The 22,274-nt window shown below is 43.2% G+C and carries 23 protein-coding genes and 1 pseudogene; 9 read left to right on the forward strand and 15 right to left on the reverse strand.

Annotation, left to right across the window (positions count from 1 at the left end; genetic code table 11):
- Window positions 1-159: 159 nt before the first annotated feature.
- Window positions 160-2,115, forward strand: a complete 1,956-nt coding sequence (locus tag ACEN82_RS03700; RefSeq protein WP_495644067.1) for a sialate O-acetylesterase — start codon at window positions 160-162, stop codon at window positions 2,113-2,115.
- Window positions 2,116-2,199: 84 nt separating this feature from the next.
- Here ACEN82_RS03700 and ACEN82_RS03705 read toward each other — a convergent pair whose 3' ends face one another.
- Window positions 2,200-2,550 (reverse strand): nuclear transport factor 2 family protein, encoded by a 351-nt coding sequence (locus tag ACEN82_RS03705; protein ID WP_112652862.1) that lies wholly within the window; start codon window positions 2,548-2,550, stop codon window positions 2,200-2,202.
- A 94-nt stretch (window positions 2,551-2,644) separates the two neighbouring features.
- Between ACEN82_RS03705 and ACEN82_RS03710 the strand changes: the two genes are divergently transcribed.
- A complete protein-coding gene (locus ACEN82_RS03710; protein ID WP_413321624.1) occupies window positions 2,645-2,935 on the forward strand; it encodes a YciI family protein in 291 nt (96 codons plus the stop codon).
- A 70-nt stretch (window positions 2,936-3,005) separates the two neighbouring features.
- Here ACEN82_RS03710 and ACEN82_RS03715 read toward each other — a convergent pair whose 3' ends face one another.
- The 4 genes from ACEN82_RS03715 to ACEN82_RS03730 all read right to left on the reverse strand — a co-directional run bounded on the left by ACEN82_RS03715 (window position 3,006) and on the right by ACEN82_RS03730 (window position 5,265).
- Window positions 3,006-3,443: a carboxymuconolactone decarboxylase family protein gene (locus tag ACEN82_RS03715; RefSeq protein ID WP_129571325.1), complete on the reverse strand. Its 438-nt coding sequence runs from the start codon at window positions 3,441-3,443 to the stop codon at window positions 3,006-3,008.
- A gap of 72 nt (window positions 3,444-3,515) precedes the next feature.
- Window positions 3,516-4,088 carry a Crp/Fnr family transcriptional regulator gene (locus ACEN82_RS03720; protein WP_413321625.1) on the reverse strand — a complete coding sequence of 191 codons (573 nt, stop codon included), beginning with the start codon at window positions 4,086-4,088 and terminating at the stop codon, window positions 3,516-3,518.
- 289 nt (window positions 4,089-4,377) lie between these two features.
- Entirely contained in the window at window positions 4,378-4,737 is a 360-nt protein-coding gene (locus tag ACEN82_RS03725) for a ribonuclease E inhibitor RraB (protein WP_413321626.1), read from the reverse strand.
- 36 nt (window positions 4,738-4,773) lie between these two features.
- Window positions 4,774-5,265, reverse strand: a complete 492-nt coding sequence (locus ACEN82_RS03730; RefSeq protein ID WP_413321627.1) for a hypothetical protein — start codon at window positions 5,263-5,265, stop codon at window positions 4,774-4,776.
- Window positions 5,266-5,459: 194 nt separating this feature from the next.
- On the opposite strand from ACEN82_RS03730, the gene ACEN82_RS03735 reads away from it, so the two are divergent.
- Complete coding sequence (locus ACEN82_RS03735) at window positions 5,460-5,816, forward strand: nuclear transport factor 2 family protein (RefSeq protein ID WP_413321628.1); 357 nt, start codon at window positions 5,460-5,462, stop codon at window positions 5,814-5,816.
- Between the two features lie 57 nt (window positions 5,817-5,873).
- Here ACEN82_RS03735 and ACEN82_RS03740 read toward each other — a convergent pair whose 3' ends face one another.
- Window positions 5,874-6,158 carry a DUF3892 domain-containing protein gene (locus ACEN82_RS03740; protein WP_413321629.1) on the reverse strand — a complete coding sequence of 95 codons (285 nt, stop codon included), beginning with the start codon at window positions 6,156-6,158 and terminating at the stop codon, window positions 5,874-5,876.
- 288 nt (window positions 6,159-6,446) lie between these two features.
- On the opposite strand from ACEN82_RS03740, the gene ACEN82_RS03745 reads away from it, so the two are divergent.
- Window positions 6,447-6,932 carry a DUF4268 domain-containing protein gene (locus ACEN82_RS03745; RefSeq protein WP_413321630.1) on the forward strand — a complete coding sequence of 162 codons (486 nt, stop codon included), beginning with the start codon at window positions 6,447-6,449 and terminating at the stop codon, window positions 6,930-6,932.
- A gap of 87 nt (window positions 6,933-7,019) precedes the next feature.
- On the opposite strand, the gene ACEN82_RS03750 is transcribed toward ACEN82_RS03745, so the two are convergent.
- The 4 genes from ACEN82_RS03750 to ACEN82_RS03765 form a co-directional block, all read right to left on the reverse strand.
- Complete coding sequence (locus ACEN82_RS03750; RefSeq protein ID WP_413321631.1) at window positions 7,020-7,409, reverse strand: response regulator; 390 nt, start codon at window positions 7,407-7,409, stop codon at window positions 7,020-7,022.
- Window positions 7,410-7,522: 113 nt separating this feature from the next.
- The gene (locus ACEN82_RS03755) at window positions 7,523-8,125 is read right to left on the reverse strand and encodes a TetR/AcrR family transcriptional regulator (RefSeq protein WP_413321632.1); all 603 of its coding nucleotides are present in this window, start codon (window positions 8,123-8,125) and stop codon (window positions 7,523-7,525) included.
- Between the two features lie 27 nt (window positions 8,126-8,152).
- Window positions 8,153-9,694, reverse strand: coding sequence for a DHA2 family efflux MFS transporter permease subunit (locus tag ACEN82_RS03760; protein ID WP_413321633.1), 1,542 nt, complete (start codon window positions 9,692-9,694; stop codon window positions 8,153-8,155).
- An 82-nt stretch (window positions 9,695-9,776) separates the two neighbouring features.
- Window positions 9,777-10,514, reverse strand: coding sequence for an SDR family oxidoreductase (locus ACEN82_RS03765; RefSeq protein ID WP_413321634.1), 738 nt, complete (start codon window positions 10,512-10,514; stop codon window positions 9,777-9,779).
- Between the two features lie 402 nt (window positions 10,515-10,916).
- Between ACEN82_RS03765 and ACEN82_RS03770 the strand changes: the two genes are divergently transcribed.
- From ACEN82_RS03770 to ACEN82_RS03785, 4 genes and pseudogenes are all read left to right on the forward strand, one after another.
- Window positions 10,917-11,156 (forward strand): hypothetical protein, encoded by a 240-nt coding sequence (locus ACEN82_RS03770; RefSeq protein ID WP_495644068.1) that lies wholly within the window; start codon window positions 10,917-10,919, stop codon window positions 11,154-11,156.
- Window positions 11,157-11,182: 26 nt separating this feature from the next.
- Window positions 11,183-11,308, forward strand: a pseudogene (locus tag ACEN82_RS03775) (IS110 family transposase); the annotation flags it as partial.
- A 4-nt stretch (window positions 11,309-11,312) separates the two neighbouring features.
- Window positions 11,313-12,269: a transposase gene (locus ACEN82_RS03780; RefSeq protein WP_495644069.1), complete on the forward strand. Its 957-nt coding sequence runs from the start codon at window positions 11,313-11,315 to the stop codon at window positions 12,267-12,269.
- A gap of 480 nt (window positions 12,270-12,749) precedes the next feature.
- Window positions 12,750-13,790 (forward strand): IS110 family RNA-guided transposase, encoded by a 1,041-nt coding sequence (locus ACEN82_RS03785; RefSeq protein ID WP_413323217.1) that lies wholly within the window; start codon window positions 12,750-12,752, stop codon window positions 13,788-13,790.
- A 217-nt stretch (window positions 13,791-14,007) separates the two neighbouring features.
- Here the strand turns inward: ACEN82_RS03785 and ACEN82_RS03790 are convergent, their stop codons facing one another.
- The 5 genes from ACEN82_RS03790 to ACEN82_RS03810 all read right to left on the reverse strand — a co-directional run bounded on the left by ACEN82_RS03790 (window position 14,008) and on the right by ACEN82_RS03810 (window position 20,631).
- Window positions 14,008-14,601 carry a LutC/YkgG family protein gene (locus ACEN82_RS03790; protein ID WP_413317765.1) on the reverse strand — a complete coding sequence of 198 codons (594 nt, stop codon included), beginning with the start codon at window positions 14,599-14,601 and terminating at the stop codon, window positions 14,008-14,010.
- Window positions 14,598-15,986: a lactate utilization protein B gene (locus ACEN82_RS03795; RefSeq protein WP_413317767.1), complete on the reverse strand. Its 1,389-nt coding sequence runs from the start codon at window positions 15,984-15,986 to the stop codon at window positions 14,598-14,600. The genes ACEN82_RS03790 and ACEN82_RS03795 overlap by 4 nt, the downstream gene beginning before the upstream one ends.
- Window positions 15,986-16,723, reverse strand: coding sequence for a (Fe-S)-binding protein (locus ACEN82_RS03800; protein WP_413317769.1), 738 nt, complete (start codon window positions 16,721-16,723; stop codon window positions 15,986-15,988). The genes ACEN82_RS03795 and ACEN82_RS03800 overlap by 1 nt, the downstream gene beginning before the upstream one ends.
- A gap of 455 nt (window positions 16,724-17,178) precedes the next feature.
- A complete protein-coding gene (locus ACEN82_RS03805) occupies window positions 17,179-17,823 on the reverse strand; it encodes an START domain-containing protein (RefSeq protein ID WP_413317771.1) in 645 nt (214 codons plus the stop codon).
- Between the two features lie 138 nt (window positions 17,824-17,961).
- Entirely contained in the window at window positions 17,962-20,631 is a 2,670-nt protein-coding gene (locus ACEN82_RS03810) for an alpha-L-rhamnosidase (RefSeq protein WP_413317773.1), read from the reverse strand.
- Between the two features lie 270 nt (window positions 20,632-20,901).
- Here ACEN82_RS03810 and argH point away from each other — a divergent pair, with 270 nt between their 5' ends.
- Complete coding sequence (gene argH, locus ACEN82_RS03815; protein ID WP_413317775.1) at window positions 20,902-22,236, forward strand: argininosuccinate lyase; 1,335 nt, start codon at window positions 20,902-20,904, stop codon at window positions 22,234-22,236.
- Window positions 22,237-22,274 lie beyond the last annotated feature (38 nt).

Here is a 22,274-nt window from a genome sequence, read left to right on the forward strand (position 1 = left end):
TAAATGCAAATTCCTTACTGACCATTGATATGCTGCATTCGTTAGCCTTACAGAAATGAATTGTTTATTAAATGTTGCCAGGACGTTTTTTAATTTGTCAGTTACACTTAACTTAGGGCCAGTCAATTCGTCAATAATTACCGTATTAAACCTAAATTAATGAACCTTAAAAAGTGTTTATCCATACTAATCGGAAGTGTATTGCTTAATGCCGGTGCATTTGCCAAAGTGATCATGCCGGGTGTTTTTAGTGATAACATGGTTTTACAGCAAAAAACCATGGCCCGGGTTTGGGGCAAGGCGAATGCGGGTAAAACTGTAACCATTACCTCTTCATGGAACAATAAAACCTATACAACCATTGCCGATGCTGATGGTAACTGGAAAACGAAGATCAAGACGCCGTCGTACGGAGGGCCATATCAGGTTACTATAACTGATGGCAGCGAGCCCGTAGTATTAAATAATGTATTGATAGGCGAGGTGTGGATTTGCTCGGGCCAGTCGAACATGGAAATGCCCGTGGCCGGTTGGGGCCAGGTAAATAATTATAAAGAAGAAATTGCCAACGCAAATTATCCGGAGATCCGTTTGTTACAGGTATCGCAGGCAACGAGCCTTACCCCGCAAACCAATATAAAAGTTGCCAATAACGGCTGGATGGTATGCTCGCCTCAAACTATCGGCGAATTTTCGTCGGTAGCATATTTTTTTGCCCGGGAGATCAATAAACAGGTTAAAATTCCTATCGGCCTCATCAGTTCAAATTGGGGTGGTACTATGATCGAAGCCTGGAGCGATGAAAACACGCTTACTAATAACCCGGTTTTCAGCGCACAGATCAAACAGCAGCAGGAATCTGCTAAAACAGAAATGCCATTAACCTTTGCACAAAAAATGGATGCTTGGAACAAACTTGCCGCCGCTGCTGATTGGGGATATACCAATAATAACGCGTTTAATCCTGATACTGCCGGCTGGCGGAGCATGTTGCTGCCCCAGTTTTTTGAAAAAGGCGGTTTAGGAGATTTCGATGGCGTTGTTTGGTTCCGTAAAAAGATCATCATTCCTGCAGCCTGGGCCGGGCAGGATGTAAAGATTAGCCTGGGTAAGATAGATGATAATGAAATAACATTTTTTAACAGTAAAAAGATAGGCGCTACGGATGGTTACACACAGTCGCGTAATTACATTATTCCAGCTGCAAAGGTAAAGGCCGGGGAGTCGGTGATCACCGTGCGGGTTTTTGACAGCGGTGGCGGTGGCGGTCTGTACGGCGCCGACGAAATGCAATTGGTATCAGCATCGGGTGAAAAGATCTCCTTAGCCGGTACCTGGGATTATAAAGTTGGTTTTAATATAAAAAGCCTGCCACCTATGCCTGTTTCCAATAACCCGAACCGGTTGGCTGTGTTGTATAATGCGATGATCAATCCGCTTACACCTATGGCTATCCGTGGCGTAATCTGGTACCAGGGCGAAGCTAATACCGGCAGGCCAGGACAGTATAATGAGTTATTTGAGGGGATGATAAATGGCTGGCGTACCATTTGGAATGAAGGCAATTTTCCATTTTATTTTGTACAGTTAGCTAACTGGCAAAAACGTGAAGCCGACCCCGTAGCATCAGGATGGGCAGAGTTACGGGAGGCACAAACAAAAACGCTTGAGCTACCCAATACAGGTATGGCCGTAGCTGCCGATCTGGGTGAAGCTGATAATATCCACCCAAAAAATAAACAGGAAGTTGGCCGGAGGCTGGCATTGGTCGCGCTTGATAAAACCTATCATAAAAAACAGTCCTATTCCGGGCCGATGTACAAATCGCAGAAAATTGATGGTGATAAAATTGAATTAAGCTTTAATTATACCGATGGCGGTTTAAAAGCACAGGGAGGCGACAATATGCAGGGTTTCGCCATAGCCGGTGAGGATAAAAAGTTTTACTGGGCTACTGCTGTTATAAAAGGCAATAGGGTTATAGTAAGCAGCCCGGATGTTACAAACCCCGTTGCCGTAAGGTACGCCTGGGCCAATAACCCGGTAAGTACGTTGTACAATGGCGTCGGATTACCGGCTTCGCCTTTCCGTACGGATAATTGGGAAAGGAAGTAATTAATATAATACAACGTAACCATCTTCTAAAATCCAGACTTACGAAGCTTTAGAAACTTCGTAAGTCTTCAACCGCTCTGTCAGTTACAACAATGGTCTCGGATCAAATATTACCCTGATGGAGTTTATCTTACCATCAACCACATGATACCACCCGCAGCTGAATATGGTGGCGCGGTCCATATCAATATCATAAAAGATACATACATCATCGCCATCGCTAAACACACGTTTAATATCATATTTTAGCTTCATGTGCTGCATATCAGTAAAATAGGCATCGGCACCGTCGCGCTGGCCAAGTACGCCTACAAATTTCAAGTCGTCTGCCACGCAATTGCGGGCCTCTGCAAAATTTTCTTCGTTTAATGCTTTTATGAAGGAAAGCACCACGTCATTGGCGCTGCCAACTGTTGCACCTGCTTCTGTTGTCATAGGAGTAATTATTTAAGGTTACAATGATTTAGATATAACTATCAATAATTATTCCCTTAAACATCATTCAGTAATAATTATTAAATTTATTAGGATGAAAAAGCATTTCGTAATAAAGCTGGTGGGTAACCGCCCAACGTTTCCTAACGATATGACCGATGACGAACGCGTTATTATGCAAGCTCATTCCGAATATCTGAAAGGGAAAATGAAAGAAGGCCTGGTGCTTATCTTTGGCCCGGTTTTCGACCCGAAAGGTGTGTATGGCCTTGGCATCCTGGCTGTTGATGACGAAGCTCAGGTGCACGAAATTATTGCCAATGATCCGGCCAATGTTTTAGGTACTTATGAAGTGGCGTTGATGATGGCCTGGATATCGGCTTAGTTTTAAGTTAACAAGAAAGCCGCCCGGTAATACAGGCGGCTTAAAATCAAAACAACAAAATTAAAAAGGATTAATCGAGTGGCGGCTGAAGTTGGGTAGTTACACCAATGCGGTTCCAGGCATTGATAGTGATGATAGCCATAATCACTTGTGCCAGGTATTTTTCGTCAAACAATTCTGCGGCTTTTTTATAGGTTTCGTCAGATACGCGGCCGGCGATCAGGGTTACTTCTTCGGTAAGGGCTAATATTGCACGTTCCTGCTCATCAAAGAAAGGTGCTTCGTGCCAAACGCTGATGTTATAGATGCGGCGTTCGGTTTCGCCGGCTTTGCGTGCATCTGTAGTGTGCATATCCACGCAGTAAGCACAGCCATTAATTTGTGAAGCGCGAATTTTGATCAGGTCTTTATGACGAGTGGTTAACTCGGTGCTTTCAATGTATTTTTCAAGGGCGATCATGGCCCTGTATCCAGCTGGTTCGGCGGTGTTTATTTTTAAGCGGTTCATGTTTTTTTCTTTTTTGTTAATACAAAGTTGAGGATAAACATGCCCTCAAAAAATGAACTGAGTTTAAGAAAATCAGATTTTTTTAGCCCTTAACCTGCTCAAAAATTGTGGGGTGAAGCCTAAATAGGAAGCAAGCATATATTGGGGTACCCGCTGCACAAAAGCCGGGAACAAACCGGTGAAGTGACGGTAACGCTCCTCGTCGTTTTGGTTAAAAATATATCCAATACGCCGTTGCGACGCAACAAAGGCTTTTTGCATCATGATCCGGAAATAACTTTCCATCTGCGGAACCGCTTCAAATAATGCTATACGGTTCTTTTCGGTAAGCAACAGCATTTCTGAAGCTTCAATAGTTTGAATATAGGTGGTAGCCGGCTGATGGTTGAGCAAACTATCCTGATCGGCAATCCACCAACTTTCCAAACCAAACTGGATGATTTGCTCATTAAGTTTGTTATTAACAAAGTATTGCCTCACCAGGCCTTTGGTTACAAAATAGTTACCAACACAAAGTTTGCCAGGTTCTAAGATGAATTCCTTCTTTTTAAAGTTCTTAGGCTCAAAATGTCTGCAAATGGTTGCCTCATCAGCCTCTGATAGCTGAACATATCGTTTAATGTGGTTGATGAGTTCGGGATACATATATCAGGCTTGAGTTGGTTAGCGCAAATCTCACGATTTGGATTGAATTACGCTATTAGTTTTATGACGTACTCACAAATTAACCGGGTTATGTATCGGCCATAAGTGTTCGGAGGATGCAAATCAGTTGGAAAGGTTGTTTTAAAAACCGTGTCATTGCGAGGAGAAACGACGAAGCAATCTCGTAGCTATGTGTCTTCGATATACATTGGCTACGAGATTGCCGCGCTACTCTCGCAATGACATGATTTTTATTATAGAAAGAGAAAGTTTTAACTTCTGATGCCTATTATGTTCCAACTTGCCATCCATCCAGTCTGCAATCGAATTTATAGCCAGTATTCCACATTGTCGAATTCCAGTCATTAATAGCCTGCAACTCCATTTTGATAGGTTCGGTAGTACCTGAAATTTCAAAGTCACCTTCGTAATCAGATATTTCAATATCCTGATAAGTCGGGAATGCTTCCTGAAGATGATTCCTGAAATCATAGGCCTTTGTTTGACTATCCGTAAGGAAGAAAAATTCTATTGGTAATTCGTCTGTTGGTGCTACGCCGTCATTATATATCCTTTGCAACACATCCTCATTGGTTTCAAGGTCTATCTCGTTTTCATAGGTGTCCTGGTCAAAATAGGTATTGATCATATTTATCTGATTGAGAATTGTTTAAATGAATTGTTATCAATAAACTTTACCTGTACCATCAAGTTCTGCCTTTTCCTCATACCCTAAATTTAAATCATTTTCAATTTTTTGCTTTGTCGGGCGCAGATAAATAAAGTAGGCTATGATAGCTCCGGATATGCCCAAAAAAATCAGGTTGCCGGTTAGCATGAAGCTCACAATAGCAAAAAGGGAAGGCCCCTCTAATAAAGCAAACCTCACGATCAATGCAGATTGATAAGCAGCGAGTTTAGTCTTCAACGGACTTTGGCCGTCAATTTTGCTCACCATTGTTTTAAATAATATATTGCTTATGGCAAGACCAGTAAAGGCCATTATGGGTACAACATAAATGAACACGTTATCGCGCTGCCCAGTAGTTGTTTTGTTAGTTATCATGAAAGTTACTGCGGCAAACATAATTTGTCCGGCTATCAGAGCGAGGTGGATTATTGATATAGTTTTCAGGAAGGTACTGGGGCTTTGAACTACCGGCTGTTTATTGATCATGTTAAGGTTGGTTATCTTGAGGCAATATAAATAATAGAAATGATTTGAAGGTTATTTGTGATGGAATAATATCAATTGAAGAATTGTACTTTTTGAATCATATAAGTCATATAACACCCCGATAATGGCATTTTTGCCCCTCTTCGCCAGGCCATATTAGGCTTAACTTTATCTCAAAACAAAATCAAACTATCATGGCAACTAAAGAAATTGTACAGCAGGTTATCGACGCTTTTGATAATAATGACGTTGAAAAGATCTTAAGTTTTTTTGCCGACGACGTAAAATGGACTATGAAAGGCTCATCCGTAACTATTATGAACGGGAAGAATGAAGTGGAGCAATTTTTAGGCGGCATGGAAGATGTAAAAATGGTTTCATCAACCAAGGAGCATATTATTGTGGACGGCAACACTGCGGCTGTCGACGGCCTTGTTCGGTGCAAAGACAAAAATGGCAAAGACATGGCTATGTACTATGCGGATATATATGAATTTGAAAATGACAAGGTAAAAAAAATTACCTCGTACATAGTTGACAAAAAGGAATAGATTGTTTTTGAGGTGAAAGGAAAAAGGTTAAAGGCGAAAGGTTTTGACTTCTGCGATCTAAACTTCTTCGAGCGTTAGCAGGTTATCGATACCCGACTTATCTGCTAACGACTTAAGGTGTTTTTTGCCGTTTTCGGGTTTTACTATAGTAAGATAGGTTTTACCCCGCTCGGTGCTTACGTAAAAAGCCTGGCTGTTAACTTCGATACGGGCTATGGCTTCGGCAACGGAGATCACTACTCTTGGTCTGTCTAACGATTCGTAATAACCGATGCGGGTTATTTGCTCATGTGTGCTTGATGCTTTGGGTTTATCAATACAGTTTACCTGGTAGCTTGCCATAAAATATCATTGTGGTAATTGTAAAGATAGGGTTTAATAAGTAATAAGAAGGTTAGAAGAAAGTCATTAAAAGCGTTATGCCTGGGGTGTCAGCGTGCGTCTTTCGAAGGTCACATGCGAAAAGATTAAAATTGGGTGTCATGCTGAGCCTGTCGAAGCATGGTGGGCAAGGCCTCTGCGCACGAGTCTTCGACAGGCTCAGACTGACAGCCCTTCCTTTGTTATATCGCCTTCAACGTTCACCCTGTTTCAAACTCAGGATGACGGTTTATTTTAAAAACCTTACTTTTGCCCCTCATCAATCCCGGTAAATTGTACTCAAAAGAACAGGCAACTCAACTAAAACAGGCGTTCTGGACAGCGTTTGGGCAATACCTCAAACCCCAGCTTTCGGCCAATGGCCTGCGCACTAACTGGGTTAACTATAAAACAGGTATCAAGTATCTGTATTTTAAAATGGAGGCTGATAAAAAATCTGCTTTTATAGCCATTGAAATGAGCCATCCCGATGCTGATATCCAGCAATTGATGTTTGATCAGTTTGTTGAGCTAAAGAATGTCCTGAACAGCCAGCTTGATGAAGAATGGGACTGGGAGTTGCATACTACCGATGAGTATGGTAAAACAGTGAGCCGCATTATTAAAACCCTACCCGGCGTAAGCATATTTAACCAGCAGGACTGGCCTGCGCTGATCTCTTTCTTTAAACCAAGAATTATCGCGCTTGATGAGTTTTGGAGCATAGCGCAGTATAGTTTTGATTTGTTCAGGTAGATCGAATAAATTTCCTGAACGGATATGGTGAAAAACTTACGAAGTTTTTAAAACTTCGTAAGTTTAAGAGTGCAATAAGAAAAATCTTTAAACCATGTGTGCCACATCATCACCGGCTGCCAAAAAGCAATGGTTAACTGTGTCGATAACATCGCTCAAATTAAAAGGCTTGGCAATAAAAGCATCGGAACCATAGCTGCCTAATGATTCCAGCACACGCGGATAAGCCGATACCATTACCACCGGGATGTGCGCCGTCGCCGGGTTGGTTTTTAGCATGTGGCAAAGTTCGCCACCGTTTATACCGAATAAAATGTAATCCAAAATCACAAGGTCGGCATTGGCTGATAGCGCCGCCTTGCATATGTCATCAGTATAATTCAGTACCTCAACTTCATAGTGCTCCATTTCCAGAGCATCTTTCATCACTTCCAAAATATCCTCGCTATCATCAAGGATCAATATCTTTTTCGACATAATTAATAATTGGTAAAGAAGATAACACGGGGAGCGTTTCTTTTGTTTTCAAAGTTATATCCAATTATTGTAACAATCAAGTAACAGCTTATAGCTCTTAAATAGCTATTATTTTACCGTTTTAGTTCGTCTACCAGTTTATTTACCCTTTTTAAAACCGTATCTAAATTAGCGGGCGTATCGGTTACTTTAGCAATCATAATACCGCCTTCAATCAGTGCTATCATTGATAAAGCTACTTCGGTTATATCAACGCCCGGTTTAAACTCGCCGGCTTCAATGCCTTCGGTTACCAGGGTTTCTATCCGTGTTTTCCATCGCCCAACAGCCTTTGCCGCCTTATCTTTTAAAAGCGGGTTGGTATCATCGGCATCAACTGCTGTATTTAATATTGGGCAGCCGCCCGCAGGAAAATCGCCCCGCGAAAAGCTATGATAAACCTGGGCATAAACCAGTAACTTATCATGGTAAGTTTTGGCTTTTTGAATCCGCTCCTGCACCTGGTTACGCACTTTGGCCGAGTTATAATCAAAAACCTCAGCGGCTACTTCTTCCTTGTTTTTAAAGTTGCCGTAAATACTGCCCTTGGTAAGGCCTGTAGCTCCTGTAAGGTCAGACAGGGAAGTGCCTGCGTAGCCTTTTTTATTAAATATAGATGCGGTACGCTCGATAATGAACTGGCGCGTGCGCTCGGCTTTTGACAATTCGTTTTCCATAATGTAAATATACCAATTGGTATTTAATTAGTGATCATTTATGATAACAACAGTCCGGTTTTGTTTTTTACGGTTAATAACCAGGAACAGCAGTGGCATAGCCAGTAAAAATATCAGGCCCGAAAACAGGTAAGCATCCAGGTAACTAAGCAATGATGATTGTCTGTTAATGGTATTATCAATAACCGCAACGGCCTTTTTATGTGCTTCAAATGATGAAAAGCCCCGGCTGCCGAAATAATTGGTAAGCTTAGCTATCCGTGCTGTTGTTTGATCATTGAAAATATTGATATTGGACAGCAGGTCATTGCGGTGTAATCCGAAACGTTGGGCTACATATGTATTAATTACGGCGATACCAAATGAACCACCTAACTGCCGCATCATATTATTTAAAGCAGTTCCCTGCGGAATGTCTTTAGGTTCGAGCCCCGATACAGCTAAAGCTGTAAGCGGAACGGTTAATAAGGCAATACCCATTGCCCGGTAAATTAGTGGTCCAACCAAATCACCAGGCGCTGCCTCCAGGTTCATGCGCGACATTTGCCAGGTAAAGCTGATGAAGATAACGAACCCCGCGGTAATGATGATTAACGGAGATACACCTTTTTTTAACAATGTGGCCGAAAATAACAAGCCCACAATGGCCAAAACCGCGCCGGGCAACAGAATAAGCCCCGTAATAGTTGGCGGGAACAAGAGCACCCTTTGGGCAAGCACAGGTGTGAGGAATACAGACGTAAACAGGCCGAACCCCGTTACGAATGTTAATATGGCTGCCACGGCCAATGATTTACTTTTCAGCACCCTCAAATCGATAACCGGGTTAGGGGTTGTAAGCTCCCACCAGATGAATGTACTAAGGCTAATGACAGCAATTATAGTAAGTACAATGATATAACCTGCCGAAAACCAGTCGTCAGTTTCGCCGCGTTCCAATACGGTTTGCAGGGAGCCTATTCCTATAATAAGCAGGAGAATTCCCCACCAGTCTACGCTCTTTACTTTTGCCTTGAGCTCGGGTTCGGTAACCAGTAATAAACTGGATACGGTTACGGCTATGCCAATAGGAATGTTGATATAAAAGATCCATGGCCAGCTGTAGTTTTCGGTAATAAAACCACCCAATGTTGGCCCAATGGTTGGGCCTAAAAATACGCCTACGCCGAATAGTGCACTGGCTATGCCCACGCGTTCCTTACCGTAAACCTCAAATACAATAGCCTGAGATACCGATAAAAGCGCACCACCACCAATACCCTGTAGAAAGCGGAAAGCAACCAATGTCCATATGTTTGACGAAAGCCCGCACATGGCCGAAAAGAAAGTAAACGCGATAATAGATCCGATATAATAATTACGACGACCAAGCTTGGCAGTTAAGAAACTGGTCATAGGTATAACGATGATATTCGCTATAGCGTAGGCAGTTATCACCCAGGAAGTATCTTCGAGCGTGGCACCAAGGTTACCGCTCATGTGTGAAAGGGCAACATTTACTATAGAGGTGTCTATCAATTCCATAATAGCGGCTGCTATAACGGTAATGATGAGGATGCTTTTTTTCATTGAAGTATGAATTGGAAAATAATAGTTGCCCTAAAAAAATACCAATCGGTATTTTTTTAGGGCAAAAAAATAAACCAGAGAATTATCTCTGGTGAAGGGCTTTCAACGCTTCGGTTGGGTTTGATAAAAACAAGCGGTAAAATGGTTCGGTACCACCAACGCGGATCTCGTAGTTGTCGGCTTCAAAACCGGCTACAAATTCATCGGCAACTTGCGAAGCCGGGATACCATTATGCCCGCCAATCTCTGCCGAAAACTCGGTATCAACCAATGGAGGCATTAGTTCGAATACTTTAACATTGGTGTTTTCCAAAGCGGCACGTAATGATATGGTATAAGAGTGCAAGGCAGCTTTAGTTGCCGAATAGGTAGCAGTTTGTTTACCAGGCAAAAAAGCAACTATTGACGATACGTTAACAATGGCAGCATCGCTTTGCTGTTGTAAAACAGGAAGCAGTTTTTCGTTAAGGCGGATTACTGAAATATAGTTGGTAAACATTTCAGTTTGTGCGTTTTCAAAAACGTTGGGCGTAGTAAGCAGATCGTTAATTGAAGCTGCACCAGCATTGTTGATCACTACGTTTAGCTGTGGGAAATCTTTTTTCACTTGCGCGGTTAACGCTTCCACGTCTTCGGCGTTTGAGATATCGGCTTTAATAGCAGTTACATTTTGTAACTGGGCGGCGGCTTTGTCCAAACGATCCTGGTTGCGGCCAATAATAATTACATGGTTATTTTTAGCTGATAGTTGTTTTGCAATTTCAAAACCTATACCGGCACTGCCGCCGGTTATCAATACTGTATTTTGTGAAGTTTTCATATTGTTGAGTGTCATTTAGTTTTGACAGTACAAAAATATACCAATCGGTATATTTTTGTATCATCCATTTGTCATTGTTGTAAATTGTTGATTTTTAGGTTGGTTAGTGGCAGGTGAGGCGTAAACAAACAACGTCATTGCGAGTAACCATCAGGGAAGCCCTGAAAAAAAAATGAAATGACATGCATTGCAATGAGAAGTAAGATATTTGTCTTGAACATCGGGCAAACTACACACCCCGTATAACCCTTGGGGCCTTTAAGAGCCCGCTTGCGAGTTTGGGACTGTCGCTTTTTGCAAAAAACATTATAGGGAACCACCAGTTCTGACCAACTGGTGGTTTACCGCGCTTTTAAGCTTAGACTTTTTAAAGCGGCAGAGTTTGCCCTGTTTTTTAAAAATATGGGCAAAGCTAAACAAAACAAAAAGAAGAAGGGGGCAGGAACTCCTGCAGGTTCAAAAAAGATGGAACGATTTGGGATTCTTTACCCCAGATCAGCCGGTATCGATGTAGGGAGTATGCTCATGGTCGTATCTTACACTGATTCCAGGGATCAGATCCACCTGAAACAGTTTGACAGTTTTACCTCCAGTCTTAATAAACTGGCCGACTTGTTACAGGGGAAAAGGTGGAGATCGTAACGATGGAATCAACCGCCAACTATTGGATGCCCCTGCATAGTATCCTTGAGTCCCGGGGCATAAAGGTGGTGATGATCAACCCAAGCCATTATCGGAATGTATCGGCACGAAAAACGGATATTAATGATGCGCAGTGGTTACATAAGCTGCTTACCCATGGCCTTTTACGCGAATCACATATTGCGCCGGCCTTTTACCAGGACCTGCGGCAATCAGATCTGCCAGGACCAGAAAAGCGATACACTCAACCGTATCCAAAACACCCTGACCAAAATGAATATCAAGTTCCAGCACCTGATCAGCGATATTGAAGGTGTATGCGGCATGAAGCTTTTGCGGATGATCTGCTCAGGGATCTCAGATCCCGAAAAACTGCTTTGTAGCATCGATCATAAACGGCTAAAAGCAAGTCAGCAGGAATTGCTCCATTCTCTTGAAGGAGACTACCGGGACAGCCGGATCAATACACTCAGGGGCAGCCTAAAGGCATACGACTTTTTTAAAGAGCAGATGCTTTATTATGAGCAGCACATCGAACAAACGCTTAAACTATTGGCACCGGAGATAAAAAGCTCAAAGAAGCAGAGCATGGTCCGCAAGAATCAATATCATATCAACTTAAAAGATTACCTAATAGCCATATTAGGCGTAGACCTGACAGCAGTGGAAGGCCTGGATGAGATCGGCCTGCTAACGATACTGGCAGTAACAGGGCCCGATATGAGCAAATGGCCTACCGCAGGCCATTTTACAAGCTGGTTAAACCTGTCACCCCGTCCTAAAATAACAGGAGGCAAGCTGGTAGGCTATGAAAAACGGATCACACACAACCCGGCTACCCAGGCTTTCAGGCTTGCGGCAAACTGCCTATGGCAAAGCAAGGGCCCGTTAGGACAGCAATACCGAAAATTAGCTGCAACCAAAGGAAAGGCTAAAGCTATTAAAGCAGTGGCCAGGAAAATAGCCGTGATATTCTATAATATGATACTCAAACAACAGGCTTACGATAGCAGTAAAGTTCAGCAGGATATCGAATTACAAAAGGCAAGAAAGATCAGCCGTCTGCAAAAAGAAGCTCAAAAACTTGGTCTTACTCTCCAAAATGCAGCTTGATTATGAATGTCTTACAGGCACGTCATTATAAGCGTAGCGCGGCAATCCCCTATAAGCAGGTCTACCCTGTATAGTTTGGGATTGCTTCGTACCTTATAATGGCGTTATTGTAAGTTATTGATTATTAGGTATATTTTTCTGATAAATTTTATAACATGGGCGTTGCCTGCGGCCCGGGCTTTCCGTTGCAAGTCCTCGCCTTTCCTATCCACAATCCCAACCCGCGCTGTGGGCTTTACACTGCAATCCCTCCTATGTTTACATCTAATATTATTGTAATGATTTTATGAGTGAAAAGAGTGAGAGCACAGCAATCCCAAACAGCCTTGAGCATGTTGAGCGTTAGATATAGCCTCACTCCTTTACTTTTTTGAGTTTGAACAGAATGTAAGGAATACGACCAGGCAGTATATCCAGGATAACCAACAGGAGGAAAAACGAAGAAAGGTTTTCACTTATAACAGTTAAAAACTTTGATCAATGGCAAGCAGATTATTAAAACAAGTAGTAGGTATTGATGTGGCTCAAAAAGAGCTGGTGGTTTCTATCGGCAAGATGGATGAGCAGGCAGTTATAACAGTTTATGCGAACAAGATTTTTCCAAACAATGAAAAAGGATTTGCAAACCTGGAAGTATGGATAAACAAGCAAAGCATCCCCCAATATCCATTAAGATATGTAATGGAGGCCACAGGTGTATACCACGAGCGCCTTGCTTATTATCTGGCCGGCAAAGGGTATGCTGTAAGTATTGTCATGCCCAACAAGATCTCGAACTTCTTCAAGACACTGGAGATCAAAACAATTACCGATAAATCAATGTCTTTTGCCATAGCCATGTTCGGACTTGAAAAGAAACTGGATAACTGGGTACAACCCAAAAGGGTGTTCAGGACCCTGCGGCAGATAACCCGTGAAAGAGAACAACTTATTGCAGAAAGAACCATGATCAAGAACCAGCTACATGCTGAACAGTCCGAAGCTTTTCCGGGGGAAGATACTATCCGCAGAATGATGGACAGGATAAAGATGATTGGTGAACAACTTAAAGAAATACTTACTGAGATTAGAACAGCTGTAGCACAGGACAAACATTTAAAACAAACACTGGCTACCATTACCACTATTCCTGGAGTCGGCTTATTAACGGCCACTGTGATCATAGCCGAAACAAACGGCTTTGAGCTGATCAGGAGTAAAAAGCAGCTGACCAGTTACGCCGGGCTGGATGTCAGGGAAAAAGAATCCGGCTCATCCGTTAAGGGCAAACCCAAGATATCTAAAAGGGGGAACAAGCATTTACGAAAAGCCATGCACTTACCTGCATTAGCGGCCATAAGACATTCAGAAAGATATAAAGCTATATTTGTCCGGATCGTATCCCGAAATAGCGTGAAAATGAAAGCTACTGTAGCAGTACAAAGAAAATTATTGGAGATGGTATACACTATATACAAAACCAACAAACCATTCGAAAAACACTACCTTCAACAGAATGCACACATATCCGAAAATAGTTAGAGCAGTCGCTTCAATTGAAGGACTGCCCTAAACAGGCTAACATAAAGCTGCCTAAGACTCAAAAATAAAAAATAACTTTTGCATATCAACACAGAATCTAACGCGGCCCACGCGCAACACCGCTAAAATATATTTTACATGTCATTACGCTTTTTTTCAGGGCTTCCCTGATGGTTACTCGCAATGACGTTACTTTTAGGTCGCTTTTAAAAGATCTTTAAGAAAGTATAAACACCGATAAACTTCTTGGCCCATGAGCCCCTATAACCAACGACTGTTCAATATCTGCAGTTTTTGAAGGGCCGGAGATAAACGAACCATAGCCATAATCAGCATCGGCAATTACCTGGTAAGCCTGCGCCATGGTAGGTACAAAATCATCTTTACCGATTATTACTGCCAAATGCTGGGCAATAAAAGGTAGTACCCGGCTACTCATATCTTTTTCGGTAAGCCAGAGTGCCCCGTTTTCGGCAACACCAAGTTTAGTACGAAGTACAGTTAGCTCCACATCAGCAAAGTTATGGCCGTCTTCGTGTTTCACGTTTTCGGCATAAATGTAATCGCTCAGTTCGCTAAGGGCAGATATGATCTTAACGCCGGCTTTAAATTCGTTATTAATGATGGTTTTGATCTCATCAAAGTCACTAACCTCATAAACAAAGCTGCCGCCTGCTGTAGCGATGGTTTTGTATTTTGATACCAGATCAGTTCTGACATCGGTTAGCGTATTCAGCACTTCCATATCTGGCAGCGGCATAGCAGCGGGCTGATTAAATTTTACAGCAGCTAATATTTTTTCCCGGCTCATGAGTTTTTTGCTCCTTTCCTTTTGGCATACCACTCGCCAAACGATTCATCGGGTGCTTTTGGCATTTCGCGTTGATTGTACCATGGGTTTAATTTATTGTTTACCGCAAATGGGGCATATTTAAACGCCAGTCGCCCGGTTTTGCCTCCCATGCGGTATAAAGTTGGCGATGCCAGCGTCAATGCCATGGCCTTCATGGCCATAGTTTTGGCTTTGGGCGAATATACTTCCTTCACAATCACCTGCCGCCATTTATACAGCTGGTCATGAATATCTATCTTAACCGGGCACACGTTGCTGCACGAACCGCAAAGGGTAGAGGCAAATGGCAGGTCGGCATATTTTTTCATGTCGAGGTTAGGGGCCAGGATGGATCCTATTGGCCCGGCAACGGCGGTATGATAGCTGTGACCGCCACTTTTGCGATAAACCGGGCAGGTATTCATACAAGCCCCGCAACGGATACATTTCAACGAGTTGCGAAAGTCCTCGCGACCCAGCTGAATGCTGCGCCCGTTATCAACAATAACAATATGAATTTCGGTGCCTTCCTGCGGTTTGCTGAAATGGCTCGAGTAAGTGGTAATAGGCTGTCCGGTAGCACTGCGGGTAAGCAGGCGCAGAAACACACCAAGGTGTTTCCTTTCTGGAATAAGCTTTTCGATGCCCATTGATGCGATATGGATCTCGGCTAAATGCGCCCCCATATCGGCGTTACCCTCATTGGTACAGATCACGAACTCACCTGTTTCGGCCACTGCGAAATTAACACCGGTAAGTGCTGCGCGACGGGTTAAAAATACCTCGCGCAAATGTTGACGGGCAGTTTCAGTCAATATTTTAGGATCTGATTCGCCTTTGGCTGAACCTAAATGCTCGTGGAAAATATCGCCTATTTCTTCCTTCTTTTTATGGATACAAGGCAGTACGATATGGCTTGGCGGTTCATTGGCCAACTGTACAATGCGCTCTCCGAGATCGGAGTCAATTACATCAATGCCCTGCTCTTTCAGGTATTCGTTCAAATGGCATTCCTCGGTAAGCATCGATTTACTTTTTACCATTTTGGTAATGCCCTTTTGTTCAAGCAGGCCGTGTACAATTTGGTTATGTTCTGTGGCGTCGGCCGCCCAGTGTACTATGATCCCATTTTTGGTGGCATTGGCCTCAAACTGCTCCAGGTAGATGCTCAGGTTTGAGAGTACGTTAAATTTTATTTGGGATGCCGTTTCGCGCAGCAACTCCCATTCGGGCAGTTTATGTGCTGCAATATCCCTTTTGGCGCGTACCCACCACAGGGTTTCGTCGTGCCAGTTTACACGGGGCTCATCGCGGTTAAATTCGGCAGCTAAATGCGGGTGATCTTTGGTAGTAGCGGTACTCATTACAGGCTGTTGTTTAAAATTTCGGCTACGTGGATTACTTTAACATCACTGTTTTGACGGCGCAGGATACCTTCAAGGTGCATCAGGCATGAAAGATCGGCCGAAGTGATGTATTGCGCCCCGTGCGATATGTGATCGGCCACACGGTCTTTCCCCATTTTGGCCGACACTGCCTCCTCGACTACACAAAACGTTCCTCCAAAACCGCAGCAATCATCCTGGCGGCTAAGTTGTACCAGTTCCAGTCCATTCACCAGATCAAGCAGTTGTGCCGGTTTGCTGAAAGGTACGGCCACTAATTCACTCATTTGGGCTATGCGCAATCCGCGTAATCCATGGCAGCTTTGGTGCAATCCAACCCGGTAAGGAAAACTGGCTGTTAATTGTTTTACTCTTAAAATATCAACCAAAAACTCGGTAAGCTCATATACCTTTTTGCGGATCTCGGTTGCTTGTTCTTCCTTCCCATCAGCATGCAAATGCTCTTTGATGTGCAGGGTACAACTCCCCGAAGGACAAACGATATAATCGTATCCCGAAAAATTATCGACAAATAAATTATTACAACCGCCGGTTAAATGCTCATAGCCCGAATTGGCCATTGGCTGCCCGCAGCAGGTTTGATTTTTAGGGTAGTGGACTTCACAGCCAAGTTTCTCCAGTAACTCCAGCGTGGCAATAGCCGCTTTGGGGTAAAACTGGTCAACATAGCAAGGAACAAACAAGGCAACTCTCATCGTTTACACGTTTACTTTATTGGTTAAAGCAATATTAGCGTTTATAATTTGCACAACTATCCCCTGGTATCCTGCCGGCAAATTAAACGGTTATATACTACCACCGAAAGTACAGCTAAGTGTGATACGAGTTTTCAATTTTATTTGCAAAATGCTGACGTTTATTTGCAGATTGTCTGAACCGGGATTTGGGGGGATTTTTGGAAGACAGGATTTTGTCTGAACTCGAATTTTAGGAATTAAAGAATAGACAGAATCTTTATGCAGTGAACTACCAAGCAAATTCTTCACTGTTTGCTGTTCGCAGACTCTGTCTATGGATGTACTATGTGTGTAGTTATAACTACATACTCCCCGATAGTTAACAGACTTAGAATAGCACGGGAATTGTGGAACTAACAAACCAATTCGATAAATTCTTTAATTCCTAAAATTCGAGTTCAGACAGAACGCAACTACTGCACATATGCCAGCTTCACATCCTTATAAGCCGGTTTCTGCAATTGTTTTTTTAAACCTTTAAAACTTTCGGTAGGGCCTTGTGCGGCAAACATATTGATAAGCCAGGCAGGTACAGAGCCTCCCGGATCAAGGTGCAGGGTGTAAACGATACTTACATGATTGCTGTCAACAGGGGTGATAACCCATCTGCCGGTTGAGTTTTCAACTCTTACGATGCCATCTTTCGCTGGTACCATATTTGAGATAACCGGCGCGTCGATGGTAACCACTTTGGTTTTAGGGTCTTGCGTAACTTTTAAATGTGCCACAAAATCACGGTTATGAACCGGCCATGGTATGTTTACTTCCGAGTAGTAATAAATATCTGAAGGAGAAACTTCTTTAATAACAGTTGCCGACTTGGTGTGGTAAACCCATTCGCTGCAGGTTTTGATATCCATAAGAACCGCCACCAATTGTGCTGCTGAAGCATTAAATGTGCACTCTACTTTTATGGCTTTGATTTTTGAATTTGCAATATGACGGGTGTAAACCTTGATGCCGTCTTTGTCGGTGCTTAATGCCCATGGCTCTTCAGGGCCTGCCATGGCAAATTTGGCAACAAATAATAAAAATACGATAGTAAGTATCCTGCACATGGTGTATCGGTGATTGTAAATAAGGTGTGACAAATTTATATACAAAAACAGGCCGGGGTTGCCCCGGCCTGTCAGTAAATGGTCATTTGATATGCGCAGATATTAAAATATGAAAATACTATGGCATTTGCGGTGATATTATTTTACCTCGAACACATAGCTGCCCGCATTTATTTTATACAACGCAGGGTTGTTGATTGCTTTGCCCGCAAGATAAACTTTACCAGCCGGGAAGCTAATTGTTGCACTTGAGTTTGCAGGCACACTTACTTTATAAGTTACACTGTTACCGGTGCGTTGCCACGATGAAACAATGTTACCATAAGGCCCTTTATGAGTAGCCGTAAACTCATTTAGGTTTGGTACGAAATGGGGTTGGAGCAGCACGTTTTTAAAGCCCGGATGCTCCGGATCAGGGTGGATGCCTGCAATGCCTTTGTACAGCCATGCGCCAATTTCGCCAAACATGATGTGGTTAAGGGAGATATCGGATTTGGCATCTATCTGCCAGTTTTCATACAGGGTGGTAGCGCCGTTCACCATCCACCAGCCCCACGATGGGAAGGTTTCCTGCGATGCTATTTTGTAAGCCACATCCGGGTATCCGTTATCGCTTAAGGCGCTCAATATGGCTTTTGCACCCAAAATGCCCACATCCAGATGGAAATTATTAGCTTCAACACGTTTGGCCAGGTTAGCTGCAACTTTGCTTTTCATGTTTTCGGGCGCAACACCCCAGTAAAGCGGCACGCTTAGTTCTGTTTGCAAGCCGTTGCCGTAAAGGCCAGTTGCAGTATCTAAATATTTAGCATTGATGGCGTTCCTGATCTTATTGGCCAACGCCGAATATTTTACATAATCGACCTGTTTGCCTAATATTTTGGCTGCTTTAGCCAGGATGCTGGCATCGGTATAGTAATAAACAGATGAAGTAAGTTCAACAGGCGAAACAGACTTTACCGGTACCCAATCGCCAAGGCCCCAGGTGGTAAGCCCGGTTGGGTAAAGCTCATCAATATGGTTCACGTATTTTTCAATGGCTGTATAGTTATCGGCGAGGAGTTTGCTATCGCCATAAAACAAATAAATATTGTAAGGAATAATGGCGATGGTGCTGGTCCAGTCGGGCCCGTTACCCCACTCGTAGCCCCAGCCGCCGGTTGGGATAATTGAAGGGAGTACGCCGTTAGGCTGCTGCTCATCGCGGTGGTCGGCCAGCCATTTTTCGTAAACGGTGATGCCATCAAAATTATAGAGGCCGGTTTCGCTGGCAATGTGGGCATCGCCGGTCCAGCCGTTCTTTTCACGTTGAGGGCAATCAGTGGGATAGCCGAACAGGTTGCTGAGGTAGCTATTGTTGGTAGCAGTCCAGATCTGGTTAATAGTTTGGTTTGATGCTTTAACTGTGCCAATTGGCTCCACATCGCTGTGCATAAAAAATGCCTTGATGTTTTCTTTGCCAATCTGGATAGGTTTACTGCTGCTTACCTCAATATATTGAAATCCCTTGTAATTAAAGCGGGGTGAAAATGTTTCTTCGCCCTTGCCGCCTAAAATGAAAATATCGGTCTGGAATGGATCTTTATCATCAGTAGGGCGGTAATGCAGATCGATGTTGGATTGATCAACATGCCCGTTTTTATTCAACCTTTCTGCATGTTTAAGACGGATCACTGTGCCTGAATCACCCTTAACAGTAATTTGGCTTACGCCCGAAATATTTCGGCCCATATCAAACACCCAAACATCGCTGTCAATTTTGGTAACGCTTTTGGTGCTGATGGTATCAACCGCACGGATAGGCTGCATAGCTTGCGATACAATGTTCATGGATGGGGCCGAACGGTTAATGACTGGCTTCCATTTGCTGTCGTCAAAGTTGGCGGTGTTCCAACCCGGTTGTTCCAGCCTGCCATCGTAATGCTCGGCAGTATAAATGCTGTTGAAAATTACAGGGCTAAGTGAGGTTTTCCAGTCGGTGCCGGATTTTATGGTTTCAACCGTACCATCGGTATACGTGATGCGCAAATCCATACAAAACGTCGGGCGACCGCGCCATGGTGCCTGGTGAAAAAACCAAACAGCCGTACTTTGATGGTTATACCAGCCATTGCCCAGCAACACGCCCACTGCGTTTTTACCGCTTTGCAGCTGCGCGGTAACATCATATGAAACGTAAAGCGTGCGCCTGTCGAACCGGGTATACATTGGGTCGAGGCGGTGATTGCCGATTTTTTTTCCGTTGAGATATAATTCATATAAACCAGCCACAGCAATATAAGCCCTCGCCGAGCGGATTGGCTTAGCTACTTTAAATGTATTGCGGAAATAGGGAGCCGGGTTAACAGCTATACCTTTGTTATCGCTTATCCATGAGCCCTTCCAGTTTTGCATGCCCATCATGCCGGTTTCAAAACTGTTTATAGCTGATGGGGCAAGCTTTTTACCTGCCCGGTCCCAAAGCTGAACCTTCCAGAAATACTTAGTAAAAGGTTTTAGTTGTTGGCCACTATAAATAACAAGATTATTTGACGAAGCAATTTTGGTGGTGGCCCACGCGTTGCCTTTACTTGTAACAACGGCAACTGAATCTGTACCAACAAACAACTGGTAAGCACTTTGAGCTGCTCCCTGTGCTTTATCATTCATGAGCCAGGTTAAGCGGGGATGTGTATTATCGATACCTATCGGGTTTACAAGATACTCACTTTTAAGACCTGTAGCCCCTTGCGTCTGGGCTTGTATTTTTGAAAAAAAGAAAAATAATAAAACAATGCAGAGCAATGGCTTACATAGAGGGTGTTTCATGTGGTTAAGATAGCGGTTTATACAATATTGGCCAAAGCCTATGATATGTTGTCACAATCAACAATGTTAACCGGATAGATCGGGATTGGCATCCTGAACTGTCTTATTGTCTGAACAAGGATTTTTTTGATTGCGTTGATTTTGTCTGAACTCGAATTTATTGAATTAAGAAATTAACAGAATGATGAGCAAATTCAATAAATTCATTTAATTCAATAAATCCTTGTTCAGACAAAATAAGACAGTTCAGATAATTTATACATTTGCACCATGAGCAAGCTATGGCAAAAAACTACCAACGTTAACGAACTGGTTGAAAACTTTACTGTTGGCCGCGACCGCGAATTTGACGAGCAAATGGCAGCGTTTGATGTTTTAGGATCATTGGCCCATACCCGTATGCTTCAAAGCGTAGGGCTGATGGACAATACCGACCTGGAGCTTGTTCAGCGCGAGTTGAAAAACATTTATGCGGATATTGCTAAAGGCGGTTTTAAAATTGATGAGCATGTTGAGGACGTGCACTCGCAGGTTGAGTTATTATTGACCCAACGCATTGGCGATGCCGGTAAAAAGATCCATAGCGGCCGTTCACGTAACGACCAGGTTTTGGTTGACCTGAAACTATTTTTCCGCAGCCAGTTACAGGAAGTAGTTGAAAGCACCGAAACCTTGTTTCGACTGCTTATTGAATTAAGTGACAAGCACAAAGATGTTTTATTGCCGGGTTATACCCACCTTCAGGTAGCCATGCCATCATCATTCGGCTTATGGTTTGGTGCTTATGCCGAAAGCCTGGTTGACGACCTTGAACTGGTTTTGGCTGCCTATCGCATCACCAATAAAAACCCGTTGGGTTCGGCTGCCGGTTATGGTTCATCGTTCCCGCTTAACCGTACTTTAACTACACGGCTTTTAGGTTTCGATAACCTTAACTATAATGTTGTTTACGCGCAAATGGGACGCGGCAAAACCGAACGGATCATAGCACAGGCTATATCAACCATAGCAGCTACGCTGGCAAAAATGGCCATGGATCAAACCTTGTACCTGAGCCAGAATTTTTCGTTTGTAAGTTACCCGGACGCATTAACTACCGGTAGCAGCATTATGCCGCATAAAAAGAACCCCGATGTTTGGGAAATTATGCGCGGCAAATGTAACCGCCTGCAAGCCCTGCCTACTGATGTAGCCATGATGACTACTAATTTACCATCAGGATATCACCGTGAGCTTCAATTACTGAAAGAATTGCTGTTTCCTGCTTTTGCCGATTTGAAACACTGCCTGCAAATGGCAACCTTCATGCTGCAAAATATAACCATAAAAACGGACATTTTGGATGATGCCAAATACGCTTACTTGTTTAGTGTTGAGGAAGTGAACCGTTTAACCTTAAGCGGCACGCCATTCCGCGATGCTTATAAACAGGTTGGTTTGGCTATTGAAGCAGGAAATTTTAATCCTGATAAAACGGTGAACCATACCCACGAGGGTAGCATTGGTAACCTTGGAAACGAGCAGATTGCTGCCTCATTTGATAAACTGATCAGTAATTTTGATTTCGGAAAAGTAGAGCAGGCAATAAAAGGACTGGTTGAATAGTTATCTTAGTATCGGGAAACTCTTAAATTCCTGATGCT

Source organism: Mucilaginibacter sp. Mucisp73 (genome assembly GCF_059491465.1).

Coding starts and splice junctions, on each gene's coding strand:
- ACEN82_RS03720 (WP_413321625.1), bottom strand. CDS start 4,088: ATGTATCCCGAACTCATCAACCACATTAAACGATATGTTCAGCTATCA.
- ACEN82_RS03755 (WP_413321632.1), bottom strand. CDS start 8,125: ATGGAAAACGAATTGTCAAAAGCCGAGCGCACGCGCCAGTTCATTATC.
- ACEN82_RS03770 (WP_495644068.1), top strand. CDS start 10,917: ATGGGCAAAGCTAAACAAAACAAAAAGAAGAAGGGGGCAGGAACTCCT.
- ACEN82_RS03700 (WP_495644067.1), top strand. CDS start 160: ATGAACCTTAAAAAGTGTTTATCCATACTAATCGGAAGTGTATTGCTT.
- ACEN82_RS03740 (WP_413321629.1), bottom strand. CDS start 6,158: ATGGCAAGCTACCAGGTAAACTGTATTGATAAACCCAAAGCATCAAGC.
- ACEN82_RS03785 (WP_413323217.1), top strand. CDS start 12,750: ATGGCAAGCAGATTATTAAAACAAGTAGTAGGTATTGATGTGGCTCAA.
- ACEN82_RS03800 (WP_413317769.1), bottom strand. CDS start 16,723: ATGAGAGTTGCCTTGTTTGTTCCTTGCTATGTTGACCAGTTTTACCCC.
- ACEN82_RS03705 (WP_112652862.1), bottom strand. CDS start 2,550: ATGACAACAGAAGCAGGTGCAACAGTTGGCAGCGCCAATGACGTGGTG.
- ACEN82_RS03750 (WP_413321631.1), bottom strand. CDS start 7,409: ATGTCGAAAAAGATATTGATCCTTGATGATAGCGAGGATATTTTGGAA.
- ACEN82_RS03765 (WP_413321634.1), bottom strand. CDS start 10,514: ATGAAAACTTCACAAAATACAGTATTGATAACCGGCGGCAGTGCCGGT.
- ACEN82_RS03790 (WP_413317765.1), bottom strand. CDS start 14,601: ATGAGCCGGGAAAAAATATTAGCTGCTGTAAAATTTAATCAGCCCGCT.
- ACEN82_RS03810 (WP_413317773.1), bottom strand. CDS start 20,631: ATGAAACACCCTCTATGTAAGCCATTGCTCTGCATTGTTTTATTATTT.
- ACEN82_RS03805 (WP_413317771.1), bottom strand. CDS start 17,823: ATGTGCAGGATACTTACTATCGTATTTTTATTATTTGTTGCCAAATTT.
- ACEN82_RS03780 (WP_495644069.1), top strand. CDS start 11,313: ATGGCCTTTTACGCGAATCACATATTGCGCCGGCCTTTTACCAGGACC.
- argH (WP_413317775.1), top strand. CDS start 20,902: ATGAGCAAGCTATGGCAAAAAACTACCAACGTTAACGAACTGGTTGAA.
- ACEN82_RS03760 (WP_413321633.1), bottom strand. CDS start 9,694: ATGAAAAAAAGCATCCTCATCATTACCGTTATAGCAGCCGCTATTATG.
- ACEN82_RS03730 (WP_413321627.1), bottom strand. CDS start 5,265: ATGATCAATAAACAGCCGGTAGTTCAAAGCCCCAGTACCTTCCTGAAA.
- ACEN82_RS03795 (WP_413317767.1), bottom strand. CDS start 15,986: ATGAGTACCGCTACTACCAAAGATCACCCGCATTTAGCTGCCGAATTT.
- ACEN82_RS03715 (WP_129571325.1), bottom strand. CDS start 3,443: ATGAACCGCTTAAAAATAAACACCGCCGAACCAGCTGGATACAGGGCC.
- ACEN82_RS03725 (WP_413321626.1), bottom strand. CDS start 4,737: ATGATCAATACCTATTTTGACCAGGACACCTATGAAAACGAGATAGAC.
- ACEN82_RS03710 (WP_413321624.1), top strand. CDS start 2,645: ATGAAAAAGCATTTCGTAATAAAGCTGGTGGGTAACCGCCCAACGTTT.
- ACEN82_RS03735 (WP_413321628.1), top strand. CDS start 5,460: ATGGCAACTAAAGAAATTGTACAGCAGGTTATCGACGCTTTTGATAAT.